The 12315-nt window shown below is 38.0% G+C and carries 13 protein-coding genes; 6 read left to right on the plus strand and 7 right to left on the minus strand.

What is annotated here, in order from left to right; genetic code table 11:
• Nucleotides 1-1308, plus strand: coding sequence for a cryptochrome/photolyase family protein (locus tag VJ786_RS04885; RefSeq protein WP_099367938.1), 1308 nt, complete (start codon nucleotides 1-3; stop codon nucleotides 1306-1308).
• 6 nt (nucleotides 1309-1314) lie between these two features.
• On the opposite strand, the gene VJ786_RS04890 is transcribed toward VJ786_RS04885, so the two are convergent.
• The 3 genes from VJ786_RS04890 to VJ786_RS04900 form a co-directional block, all read right to left on the minus strand.
• A complete protein-coding gene (locus VJ786_RS04890; RefSeq protein ID WP_336557364.1) occupies nucleotides 1315-1650 on the minus strand; it encodes a HopJ type III effector protein in 336 nt (111 codons plus the stop codon).
• A 68-nt stretch (nucleotides 1651-1718) separates the two neighbouring features.
• Complete coding sequence (locus VJ786_RS04895; protein ID WP_099367936.1) at nucleotides 1719-1937, minus strand: hypothetical protein; 219 nt, start codon at nucleotides 1935-1937, stop codon at nucleotides 1719-1721.
• An 83-nt stretch (nucleotides 1938-2020) separates the two neighbouring features.
• On the minus strand, nucleotides 2021-2515 hold the full coding sequence (locus VJ786_RS04900; protein WP_099367935.1) for an RNA polymerase sigma factor: 495 nt from the start codon (nucleotides 2513-2515) through the stop codon (nucleotides 2021-2023).
• A 380-nt stretch (nucleotides 2516-2895) separates the two neighbouring features.
• Here VJ786_RS04900 and VJ786_RS04905 point away from each other — a divergent pair, with 380 nt between their 5' ends.
• The 3 genes from VJ786_RS04905 to ligD are packed head-to-tail and all read left to right on the plus strand — an operon-like array spanning nucleotide 2896 to nucleotide 7218.
• Entirely contained in the window at nucleotides 2896-3978 is a 1083-nt protein-coding gene (locus VJ786_RS04905) for a sensor histidine kinase (RefSeq protein WP_336557365.1), read from the plus strand.
• A gap of 2 nt (nucleotides 3979-3980) precedes the next feature.
• Entirely contained in the window at nucleotides 3981-4640 is a 660-nt protein-coding gene (locus VJ786_RS04910) for a response regulator (protein ID WP_099367933.1), read from the plus strand.
• 46 nt (nucleotides 4641-4686) lie between these two features.
• On the plus strand, nucleotides 4687-7218 hold the full coding sequence (ligD, locus tag VJ786_RS04915) for a DNA ligase D (protein ID WP_336557366.1): 2532 nt from the start codon (nucleotides 4687-4689) through the stop codon (nucleotides 7216-7218).
• Nucleotides 7219-7220: 2 nt separating this feature from the next.
• Here the strand turns inward: ligD and ku are convergent, their stop codons facing one another.
• The gene (gene ku / locus VJ786_RS04920; protein ID WP_099367931.1) at nucleotides 7221-7976 is read right to left on the minus strand and encodes a non-homologous end joining protein Ku; all 756 of its coding nucleotides are present in this window, start codon (nucleotides 7974-7976) and stop codon (nucleotides 7221-7223) included.
• Nucleotides 7977-8040: 64 nt separating this feature from the next.
• Between ku and VJ786_RS04925 the strand changes: the two genes are divergently transcribed.
• Nucleotides 8041-8571: a CinA family protein gene (locus tag VJ786_RS04925; RefSeq protein WP_099367930.1), complete on the plus strand. Its 531-nt coding sequence runs from the start codon at nucleotides 8041-8043 to the stop codon at nucleotides 8569-8571.
• On the opposite strand, the gene VJ786_RS04930 is transcribed toward VJ786_RS04925, so the two are convergent.
• A complete protein-coding gene (locus VJ786_RS04930; RefSeq protein WP_099367929.1) occupies nucleotides 8527-9417 on the minus strand; it encodes an SDR family oxidoreductase in 891 nt (296 codons plus the stop codon). The two genes, VJ786_RS04925 and VJ786_RS04930, sit on opposite strands and share 45 nt — an antisense overlap.
• Nucleotides 9418-9566: 149 nt before the next feature.
• On the opposite strand from VJ786_RS04930, the gene VJ786_RS04935 reads away from it, so the two are divergent.
• Nucleotides 9567-10250, plus strand: a complete 684-nt coding sequence (locus tag VJ786_RS04935) for a DUF421 domain-containing protein (protein WP_099367928.1) — start codon at nucleotides 9567-9569, stop codon at nucleotides 10248-10250.
• Between the two features lie 15 nt (nucleotides 10251-10265).
• Here VJ786_RS04935 and VJ786_RS04940 read toward each other — a convergent pair whose 3' ends face one another.
• A complete protein-coding gene (locus VJ786_RS04940) occupies nucleotides 10266-11357 on the minus strand; it encodes a sensor histidine kinase (protein ID WP_099367927.1) in 1092 nt (363 codons plus the stop codon).
• A gap of 453 nt (nucleotides 11358-11810) precedes the next feature.
• Entirely contained in the window at nucleotides 11811-12269 is a 459-nt protein-coding gene (locus VJ786_RS04945) for a PA2169 family four-helix-bundle protein (RefSeq protein ID WP_099367926.1), read from the minus strand.
• Between the last annotated feature and the right edge of the window lie 46 nt (nucleotides 12270-12315).

Below are 12315 nucleotides of genomic sequence, written 5' to 3' on the forward strand. Positions count from 1 at the left end.
ATGGATTCAGCATCGCCTATTCATATTTTTTGGTTTCGGAGAGATTTAAGAATAGCAGATAACGTAGGTTTATCTGAAGCCCTAAAAGACGGCTTACCTGTATTACCCATCTTTATTTTTGATACGGATATATTATCACGGTTGGAAGATCCCTATGATCGTCGAGTGGATTTTATACATCAAGCAGTTGCTGCTTTAAAAGCTTCATTTCAAAAATCGGGTTCCAGTCTGAAGGTCTTTCACGGAAATCCCTTAGCGATATTCAAAGATTTGATAGCTGAATATCGAGTAGAAAAGGTGTATTGGAATCGGGACTATGAACCGGATGCCCTGAAGAGGGATCAGGAAATAATTTCATTGTTGGAAAACGATCAGATCAAATGGAAATCCTTTAAAGACCAGGTTATTTTTGAAGGCAATGAGGTGTTGAAATCCAATGGCCACCCTTATACGGTCTATACTCCCTATGCGAAAAGATGGCGCATGAAGTTGGATCAGGAAGGATTGGATTTCCATCAAGCAAAACTGGAAAATCTCTTGACATTTGAAGATGAACGTTATATCAGCCTAGAGGAATTGGGTTTCCAAAAAACCGATATGGAGTATTCCGAACCTATTATAGATTTGGAGCAGATCCAGCAATACGATAAGCTTCGGGATTATCCGGCTCAGGATGGCAGCACAAAAATCGGGATACATCTTCGGTTTGGAACCATCAGCATTCGGGAATGTGTTAAGGTTGCTTTGGAAAATAATGCGACTTGGCTTTCGGAATTGATTTGGCGGGAGTTTTTTATGCAGATCCTCTATCATTTTCCCAGGGTGGTCCATGAAAGTTTCAAACGAGAATATGATCAGATCTCGTGGCGAAATAATCCTGCAGAATTTGCTTTATGGTGTGCCGGCGAAACGGGCTATCCCTTAGTTGATGCAGGAATGCGAGAACTGAACAGTACAGGTTTTATGCACAATAGAGTGAGGATGTTGGTGGCTAGCTTTCTGACAAAACATCTGTTGATCGATTGGCGATGGGGGGAAGCCTATTTTGCGAGTAAACTTAATGATTATGAATTAGCATCCAATAACGGTAACTGGCAATGGGCGGCTGGATGCGGTTGTGATGCCGCGCCCTATTTTCGGATTTTTAACCCCAGTATTCAACAACAGAAATTCGATAAGCAGGCCGAGTATATCCATAAGTGGTTAGACGAAAAAGCCTATACAACTGTTAGCCCCATGGTAGAACATGGTTTTGCACGAGAAAGAGCAATCGCTACCTATAAAAAGGGCTTAACAGCCGCAAAGTAATTGTGGTTATAGGGGTTTCAGAACTTCAATTTCGAAGGAAACTTTATCCCAACCGTGTTCCATGAATTGACGGATATTCTGGTGGTCGGTGCCTTGAGGATTTGCCAAGACTTCTTCATAGTGTTCGGCAAACAATTTTAAGGTATCTTCCTTAGAAAGGTTGTTCAATTTAGCATAGGAAAGTACTTTGGCAGAACCTTGGTTCTGATCAGCTGCATTGTCCTGGTTGCCATTGATAAAGGAAGACGCTCTATATTCGTAATGCTGTTCTATATAGTTTATAACATCCTTGAATTGTATGGATTTGTTCTCCAATTGTTGTAGTAGATTTGATGTAGACATTTTCAAATATAAGAAAAGAGGCGCCCTTTCGGACACCTCTCTCATATAAATCTGAACATTTATGGGTATTATTTTTTGCTGCCACCTCTTAGTAGCGCAACTAATAATAAAATAAATACTGCTCCTCCAACTATCCAAACCCAAGGTTGTGCGAACATATTACTGTCGCCTTTGTCTACATCAACGTTGATGTCTAGACCTTTTTCTTGCGCAAATGCCTGAACAGACATCAAAACAAACATAATTAATGCTAATGCGCGCGTTTTTAAAATCAACATATTTTTCATACTCGAAATATTAATAATTTATAGATTGAGTATTAAACATCTAAATTGAAAAATGGTTTGTTTTTCAGCCTTCCCTGGGAAAATTATGGCGTGTAAACACCTAATTTTTTCTTTAGCACCTTACGGATACTATGAATCCTCGTTTTTATAGTTCCCTCTTTTATAGCCATATAACTAGCAATCTCGTGGTATTTGAAGCCTTCTAGGTACATACTGAAAATTTTATAATTTTCATCTGATAAGGTTTTCATTGAATTATGGATATCATTGACCACAAATTTTGATTCCGCTTGATTCTTGGTGCTGCTGGACATATTTTGTGTATAGGAGATTTCTTTTTCCGCAATTCGATGTATGTTATCACGTCGGTACCTATTCAAATAAATGTTTTTCATAATGACATATAACCAAGAAACGAGTTTCGGATGGTTAATGAACTTTTCCAAAGATTTAAGAGATCGGATAAAAGTTTCCTGTACCAGGTCGTCTTTTTCGGAAGGATCCTTTGTGAAGTTATTGGCGAGCCTTTTTAATACGGGAGAGTTTTCGAGGATAACATGTTCAATTTGCGTTTTCATGATGAGCGATTTTAAGTTCAATTGTACTTAATATAACGTATTGAAATTGAGTATGTTTTGCTAAAACGGGTTCCCTCTGTAAAATGGGTACTTATACGATAGAAAAAAGTTATACAACCTTTTTTGAATAAGATTGTTCCTTAATATTTACGTATTTCAATAAAATATAGGAGCAAAATACCTGAAATATGTTTTTATATATGGTAAATACCTATTCATAATCATGGGGTTAAGGAGAAAAGAATATTATTGCTTAAATTTAATGGTTTTTTGAGAATAACCTATTCTTAAAATTCATCCAGATGGGGTAATCAAATTCACTACATCTAACCTATATGTTAATTATTTGAATCTTTTCAATAATTATTAATAAGAAAATCATGCAAACCTCGGAAAACGAATTTACGAATGAAAATGCAAACAAGGGTCAATATTCCTTGTTTGAAGATGAATCTGAGCGAGATGAATTATGTTTTGATATCTTTTTTAAGGATGGTCCATTCGCTATCATCATTTTAGATCGTTTTTTCCAAGTTAATAAGGTTAATGAAAAGTTTACAGAGATCTTTTCTCAATCCAGTGCACAGTCGTACGGTAGGAGTATCTACGAGTTTTTACATTCAGAGGATGCACTCAAATTAAAATCCATATTCGAGAATCGGGATTCCATCAAATCGCCCTTACTTCTTCATCTTCATTTTATCAATAGGAAGGGAAATGGCTTTTTCAAGATGGATACTTACGTCAAAAAATATACAAATCGCTTGGATGAGGTGATGTATTGTTTATTGATGTTCGATCAGGAATTCTGTCCGGATCCGGATTGGATGGATGTGAAACAAGAAATCTATAAATCCATTGTTGATACCCAAGAACAGGAGAGGAAGCGGATTGGGCATCAATTGCACGATAGTGTGGCCCAATTATTATATGCAACAAGGTTAAACTTAGAGCATTTCGCCCAAGAAAACCATGAACATGCTGCCATCATTCGTCCTATAAAGAAGATGTTGAATGATGCCATTCATGAAGTTAGGAATGTATCGATTGATCTGGTACCCTCGGTATTGCATGCATTTGGACTGAAAGCAGCGATAACTGCCATGACGGAGCGCATTTCCATGCCTGATTTTACGGTAGAAACGAGTCTTCCAATTGGTGTGGAGGAACTGGATAAAGATATGAAGCTGGTTATTTACCGCATAGTTCAAGAGCTTTTGAATAATACCCTGAAACATTCTTCAGCAAATAGGGTACAGATTATTATTCGAAATGGACAGGATCAATTGGAAATTGAAGTTAAGGATAACGGGCAAGGCTTTCCTTCAGATCTCAAAGAGAGTAAGCGGATGGGTAGCGGCCTTCGCACGATAGAAAACAGAACAGATTTATATAAGGGAAAATTATCAGTTATAAGTTCAGACAAAGGATCGTCGGTGTTAGTAACGTTAAATAAGGATTAGAAATGGCAGAAGTGAAAATATTATTAGCAGAAGATCATCTTGTGGTGAGGAATGGAATAAAATTGTTGTTAGACTCCCAACCTAATTTTGAGGTGGTGGCTGATGTGAACAATGGAAAGGAAGTGTTGGATTTATTATATGCAGGTTTGGATACCCATATTATTCTTACGGACCTAAGTATGAATGATATGGATGGGATTCAGTTGATTGCTGAGGTGAACGAGAAGTTTCCGGATATTAAAGTGGTTGTACTGACCATGCTGAACTGTGAACAGCATGTCACCAAATCTTTCGAATTAGGTGCCAAAGGATACTTGGTGAAGAATGTCGCTTCAGATGAGCTGGTGTTCTGCATCAATCATATTGCTAAAGGTGGCCGCTATCTATGTGAGGAAATATCCATGCAGCTCCTACAGAAAATGATTGATAAAAATAATCATAAATCGCTACAGATCGACCCAACAGAACTTGATTTGACATCAAGAGAAATGGAAGTGTTGGAACTGTTGGGCGAAGGTTATACCAACCTAGAGATTTCAAAGAAATTATTTTTAAGTAAACGGACTGTGGAAGGACATCGTCAAAACCTGATCGATAAGACCAAATCAAAAAATACCCCTGCATTGATTAAGTTTGCTATTCAAAACGGCCTTATTCAATAAAAAGAAAACCATTAGCTTAAGCCCGTGTTCTTTTAAAAAAAAGAACATGGGAAAGCTTGATCTATACCAAAAGAAAAGAGATTTTTCGAAAACTGCCGAACCTTCAGAAAATGGATTGAAAGATTCATCTTCGAAGTTGATCTTTACGGTGCAACGACATCATGCGTCGAGATTGCACTATGATTTTAGATTAGAGATCGATGGGGTTCTGAAAAGTTGGGCTGTACCCAAAGGTCCCTCGTTAAATCCCAAAGATCGAAGACTTGCTGTTGAAGTGGAAGATCATCCCTTAAGTTATGCTGATTTTGAAGGCAGTATTCCCAAAGGGAACTATGGAGCAGGAACGGTCGTGGTTTTTGATTCAGGAACCTATGATCTGGTTGCAGCAAAGAATGAAAAAGAATTCTTAAAACAATGGAAAGAAGGATCCATTAAGTTCGAATTGCATGGGGAAAAATTGAAAGGGGAATTTGCCTTGGTTCGGATGAAAGGGGATGACCCAACTAACTGGTTATTGATCAAGCATAAGGATGAATATGCCGTAGAAAAAGAGTATGATGCAGAGGATTTTATAGCGGCATCGGTTAAAAAAGAAGGGAAAACCTTTAAGAAAGAAGGTACATCTATTAAAAAAAAAGTCCTAAAGACAGAAGAGGCAACTCCTGAAACTTCCGAAAAGCAATCAAAAAAGAAGGCTGAAGCTGTTCCAGCTCCAATGTTAACCAAATTATCGCCTGATCTACCAGATGGAGCGGAATGGATCTACGAAAAAAAGTTTGATGGATTTCGAATTTTAGCCGAAAAAAATGGAGAGAAAACCAATCTTTATTCTAGAAACGGCAATCTGTTGAATAAACAATATCCCAGTATCGTAAAAGCTTTAGCAGAAATTGACAAGGATTTTGTTTTAGATGGCGAACTGGTCATTGAGAACAAACAGAACCAATCCCAATTTCAATTATTGAAATCTGGCGAACCTATTGCCGCCGGGCTAAGCCTTAATTACTATGTTTTTGATATGTTGAGTTTGGATGGGAATGATCTCCGCGACTTTGAATTGGAAAACCGGAAAGAATTGTTGAGATTATTTCTGGAAAAGGTCAAAGCAAAACAAATCCATTTTGTGCCCAGTTTGGACTTGCAAGTGGATAATATGCTGGTTCATGCGGAAGAAAATAAGTGGGAGGGGGTGATTGCCAAGGATAAAACCAGTACCTATCTTTCGGGGAAAAGAAGTTCTTCCTGGCTGAAGATAAAGTTACGGAATACACAAGAAGCCATTATCTGTGGTTACACGGTTCCTCAAGGTGGGCGGAAATATTTTGGAGCATTGGTATTGGGAGTTATGGAAAAGGGGGAGCTCCTTTACATCGGAAATTGTGGTACGGGTTTCAATGATGATTCTTTAAAAGAATTACATGGTAGCTTTAGTAAGCTCATTCGGAAAACTAAGCCTTTTCCAGCTGCTGTAAAAATAGCTAAGGCAAGGGAAGTGACCTGGTTATCACCAAAATTGGTCTGTGACGTTTATTATTCAGAATGGACAATGGATAGACATCTTAGACATCCGGTTTATAAAGGATTGCGAGCAGATAAATCAGCTGAAGAAACAAAGCTGGAAGTTATTGAACCACAAGAAACAGAGAAGGGTAGTGCTATAGAAAAGGAGAAATTAGCTAACGAAAAGGAATTGGTTTTTGGAAAGAAAAAGGTTTCCTTGACAAATCTGAATAAAATTTACTGGCCAAAAGAGCAGATCAGTAAAGGGGAGATGTTAAGTTATTATGAGCAGATCGCTGATTTTATATTGCCTTATCTGAAAGATAAGCCCATATCCTTGAACCGGTATCCGAATGGGATCGACAAACCGGGCTTCTTTCAGAAGGGTGTGGAACCCAAACAATTACCGAGTTGGGTTAAGACGACAGAAATCTACTCCAAGAGCACAGAGAAGACCATAGATTATCTGCTTTGTAATGATGTGGCCAGTTTGTTATTTATAGCAAACCTAGGTTCGATTGAAATCAATCCTTGGTTATCGACCTATAAAAAACCAGAAAAGCCCCAATTTGCTGTTTTAGATCTGGATCCCAATGGAGCAGATTTTAAGGAGGTGGTTCAAGTGGCCTTGAGCTGTCATGATATATTAAACAATGCAGAGGTTCCACATTATATCAAAACTTCCGGATCAAGTGGATTGCATATTTATATGAATATGGATCAGAAGTATGATTACGAATTGGTGCGGGATTTTGTTCAATTATTGGCAGAAATGCTGCAATCCGCGCACCCTGACACCACTAGTATCATTAGGGATCCTAAAAAACGAAAAAACCTGATCTATCTTGATTATCTGCAGAACAAGCAGGGGCAAACCATCGCCGCCCCTTATTCTGTACGGCCAAAGCCTGGTGCAACGGTCAGTGCCCCTTTACATTGGGAAGAAGTTAATGACGAATTATCCATTAAGGATTTCGATATCTTCAGTATGCCAAAGCGCTTGAAAGACCTAGCAGACCCTTGGGAAAACATCTGGAAGGATACGGTGGATCTCAAAGCTGCAATCAAGAAATTCTAATCTTAGGCCAAACTCGCTTTAAGTTTTTCGAGTAGATCTGAAGCCTTGGTATTTTCCACATTGATCTTTCGAATAGTGGCTCTTTTTCCTTTGCTCTTTTGCTGGATGATCTTCATCAATTCCTTGCTGTATTCGTTTTTGAAGTCTTTGATGTCGAATTCTTTGCTGTTCATTTTGATCAGCTGCATGGCCATGTCCATCTCAGCCTTGCTGATTCGGGCAGATGAAGGTATCTTCAATTCCTCTGGATTGCGAATCTCCTCTTCAAAGCGGATTTTATTTAAAACCAGGACATTATCAAAAGCTTTGATGATCGCCAAATTTTCTACATTTCGCATCACAAAGCTTCCTAATCCGGCGGTTTTACTTTTCTCAAGGGCTTTCAATAATAATTGATAAGCTTTCTCACCTGATTTTTGGGGCTCTAGGTAATAAGGTGTATCAAAATAGATGCTGTCTACTTCTTGGAGTTTAACAAACGATTGAAGGTTTATCATCTTGTTTTTTTCGGGCATGGCTTCTTCAAAATCTGCATCCTCCAACACGATATATTTGTCTTTCAGCATAAAGCCCTTCACTATATTTTCCCATTTCACTTCCTTGCCTGTCTGCTCATTGACGCGTTTATATTTAATATTAGCATGGTCTTTTCGATCCAGCATATCGAAATCCAAACTACTGGTTTGGGTTGCACTATAAATCTTGATCGGAATGTTTACCAGTCCAAAACCGATGGCTCCTGTCCAAATTGCTCTCATATCTTCTTTTTTTTATTAACAAACGAAACCCCATTTTGGTTGTTCTCCCTAAAAAACAAAACAGATGTTCAAAATTGACCATGGAAAATTAAATACGATTGCTGAAGAACTTCAGGCTCGAAAGCTCAAACTTGCCTTGACAGAAAGTATGACCGGAGGATTTATGTCTTCTGTTTGGAGTTTACAGACCGAGGCAGGGGATTATTTGATGGGTAATTTGGTCTGTTTTAATATAGCTGTTAAAGTCGACGTACTTGGGGTTCCTCAAGAACTGATTGACCAATTTACGGCTGAATCGATGGAAGTGACCGAAGCCATGTTGGTCGGATTGAAGAAATTATTTAAGGCCGATGTGTATTGTGCCATTACGGGTTTGGCTTATCAAGGAAAAGAAAAGCACCCTACAGCTGAACCGGGGGATGTCTTTTTGGCGGTGAGTTTTGAAAACAAGTTGCTCCAACGGAAATTGAAATTTCATGCCAGAAATGCAGGGGATATATATATCCAAAGCTTCAATGCCGGCATGGAAATGATTGGAGAACTTCTTGGTTTAAATAGTGATCCTACCACCTGTAACAGGGATAGTGGCTCCTGAAACATAGGATGCAGCTGCGGTTGCTAAGAATACAAACACAGGGGCTATTTCTGCTGGTTGCCCCGGTCTTCCGATCGGTGTATTATCTCCAAAGTGTTCATGGTCAGGAATGGTACTTGGAATCAAAGGCGTCCATACAGGACCTGGTGCTACGGCATTTACCCGAATACCATTTCCATCCTCTAAGAATTTCTGCGCAAGATTGGATGTGAAATTCTGTATGGCAGCTTTGCTCGCTGCATAAGGAATCAACGTAGGATTGGGATCATAGGCATTAACTGAAGTGGTGTTGATGATGCTCCCTCCAGGTCTGATATGTTTTAAAGCGTGTTTTACCAAGTAGAACATGGCGCTCAAGTTGGTTTCGAAAGTCTTATCCCACTCTTCGGCAGAGATTTCTTCAAGCGTTTTATAAGACATCTGATAGGCGGCGTTGTTGACCAAAATATCGATCATCTTAAACTCATCTACTGCGGCGTCGATTAATTTCTTACAGGTTTCTTCCTCTCGAATGTCTCCTTTAAAAAGTAAGGCTCTTTTTCCTGCCTTTTCAACCCAATATTTACAGTCTTCAGCATCTTCATCCTCCACATCATCCTTATAGGCAATAACAATATCAGCTCCTTCACGTGCCATAGCAATTGCCGTAGCTTTGCCAATACCCGAATCACCACCGGTTATAACCGCTACTTTCCCTGTTAATAACCCATTACCCTCATAGCTCTGTTCGCCATGGTCAGGTTTTGGATCCATGAGTTTTGTCTCACCGGGAGGTTTTTGATCTTGTTTCTTGAAAGGGGGGGTAGGGTATAAATCTTCAGGATTGCCTTCTGTTCTAGTTTCCATATTCTTTTGATTAATTATTATATAAGTATGATGAATAGGCGAATAGGCCTATAAGTAATGAACAATTCTTTAAATGATTGGTTCAGATAAATATGAAATGCCTATTCAATCCTTGATAAATTGGTAAAGCCTCATTAAAAATTGATGTTATGGAAGGTAAAAGCTTATACGAAATTCTTTTTGACGGTGTAGAACCTAGTTTCTTATGGGAAATTGGTTTTCGGACACTTTTTATGTTTTTGTTAATCGTAATGATGTTACGGGTATCAGGCAGAAGGGGTGTTCGGCAATTAACTTTATTTGAAGTAGCCATTATCTTAGGATTGGGTTCAGCGGCAGGCGATCCCATGTTTCAGGATGACTTTCCCTTGGTCCATGCAATCATTGTATTCATAATCGTGATCACCCTCTATAAACTTCTCACCTGGTTAGTAGCCAAATATGATTTTTTTACGCGGATGCTGGAAGGTAAAGCCCTGGTGATTGTAAGAGATGGAGAGTTTGCTGTAACCGAGGAAAATAAGAGTACATTTTCCAAAACGGAGTTTTTCTCTGAATTGAGGAATGCCTCTATTGAGCATTTGGGCCAGGTAAGAATAGCTGTATTGGAGACTGACGGCTCCTTAAGTGTGCTCAGATACGCTGATTCCGAGGTGAAATATGGGCTTCCGATTTTCCCGGATGATTATAAGGAGTTCGAACAACAACCTACTGCGGGAACTCCCATTGCTTGTATGTACTGTGGGCATGTAATTTTCGATGAGAAGCCATTAGAATGCCCGACATGTAACCATCGCAAATTTGCCAAAGCGATGAATAAAAAATATTGTTGAGAAAAAGAAGCTATGTTAATTAGGGAAAAATAACCTTACTTCTGTTCCTTTACCCAATTTGCTGGTAATATTTATTTGGCCATCCAGTCTTTCCATAATTCTTTTTACAATAAAAAGGCCTATCCCTTTACCTTGGAAAGACAACGCATTAGAGCCCCTTTTTAAATTCAGGAATATGTTGTTGATTTCATTTTCAGGGATTCCGATGCCATTGTCTTTAATGTAATAGGCTATCCCTTTATGGGTCTTTTCACTGTAGATACTAAGTGATGGCCTGATGTTATGAATGGAATATTTAATGGCATTTCCAATAATATTTGAAAAGATCTGGTACAGTCCTCCTTTATCCGCCATGATAGGATGAATTGCTGCTATTTCAATAATCATATCCTTTGCGTTATTTAGGATAACAGCTTCTTCGACCCAGCTAGGCAATATTTGATCGAGATGGATTTCTTCCTTTTCCAGCACATAAGTTCTCGCTTCACTTAGCTTTACGGTCTTATCGATGATATTGTTTAAGCTTCCGATGGCACCATCAATTATTTCAAACCAATTTTCCTTTCTTTCTGCACTTAGATTTTCTTTTTTCCTTAAGGTTTCCAATCCTAACTTAGCTATAGATAATGGGTTTTTTGCATCATGTGCCAACGTATGCGTCAAGATTTCCAGGTCTTGATTCAAGTTGAGTTTCTGTTCTTGGTCTCTAATCAATATCCTGGATAAATTACGCTCAGTAACATCTATGGATGTATGTAAAATAGCATAGGTGTTTTGGTTTTCATCCAATAAGGCGCGGTATTCAAAATCAAAATAACGTTTATGAAAGGTGTTACCTTCTTTAATCTCTGCAGGCGTATCGGTGGCAATGTAGGTTGTGCCGGTTTTCCAAACTTTCATTAGAATACTGGTGAAACCATCTTCGTCAAAATTAGGGAATGCATCGCTAAAGGTTTTACCAATTATGGATTCATTGGAACACCACATTTTTAACATTTCTTTATTAGCAAATGCGATATGTAGTTCAGGTGTAGCGTAGATTGCAGTAGCAAGTGGAGCATGATCCAATGCTTTAATTATCAATTGATAATTTATATTATTTGACATAAATGTTTTTCCGATACAATTTCAGTACTATTAGGGAGCAAAATTAATGTAGCTAAAACGCTACATTTATCATGCCATAGCAGTTGTTAAATTGATTTTTACTTTTCTGAATAAATATAAAAAAATGCCCTTAGAGATTAAAAAGTAAGAATCCTCAGCAAAAATGCCAAGGATTCTATGATGCAGGTTGTATAAAAAAATGCTGATTTTTCTTTAAGTTATTTTATATCATTTAAATAACCTGACTTTCTGTTTTTATTTCTGTTTGCTCTCGAATTGTAAACTATAATACTAATAATTAAAATAATCACAATTCCAAATATTACTGATAACCACATAAATCTTTAATTTTTAAAATTTCTGCAAATGTTTCTCTAAAACGAGATTTAATTTTTAAGTATTATTTTTTTTGAAGCAAGTATAAATAGCGTGCTTTACCCTGTAAAAAAACAGCTAGGTGCGGTCTCTAAGCTCTTTTATATGTTGATGGGCTATTTGTTGATCAGCTACCTGAGCTTGAAGTAAATCTACAATGCCTGGATAATCTTCCAAGGCATCGTTAAGAATTTTCTTGTAGGCATCTCGGAATTCATCTTCTCCTTTTTCACAGCTTTCCAATACCGCTTTCGAAGTATAAGGAGCTACCAAAGATTTTATATCCATCCAAAGACGGAACAACTTACCGCTTACCATGGTGCCTTCCTCAGGTTCTGCCCCAAATTGTTGCACATAGGGTAGAAGCTCATCCTTAAAGTTTTCAGACTGTTCCTTATATTTTTGAAACAATAAGGTCAGATCTTGTTCCTCAGACTCATTGCAAAGTTCCATAGCTTTTTCATAGCCCGCTATACGATCGTTATTGATCTCAATCGCCGCATTGACGATGTCTATTTTTTTATCTATAGTTTCCATAGGATGTAAGATTTTAAAAATGAACTATTTGGAAGTGGGAATAGTT

This window comes from Sphingobacterium tenebrionis (assembly GCF_037126265.1).
Classification (GTDB): domain Bacteria; phylum Bacteroidota; class Bacteroidia; order Sphingobacteriales; family Sphingobacteriaceae; genus Sphingobacterium; species Sphingobacterium tenebrionis.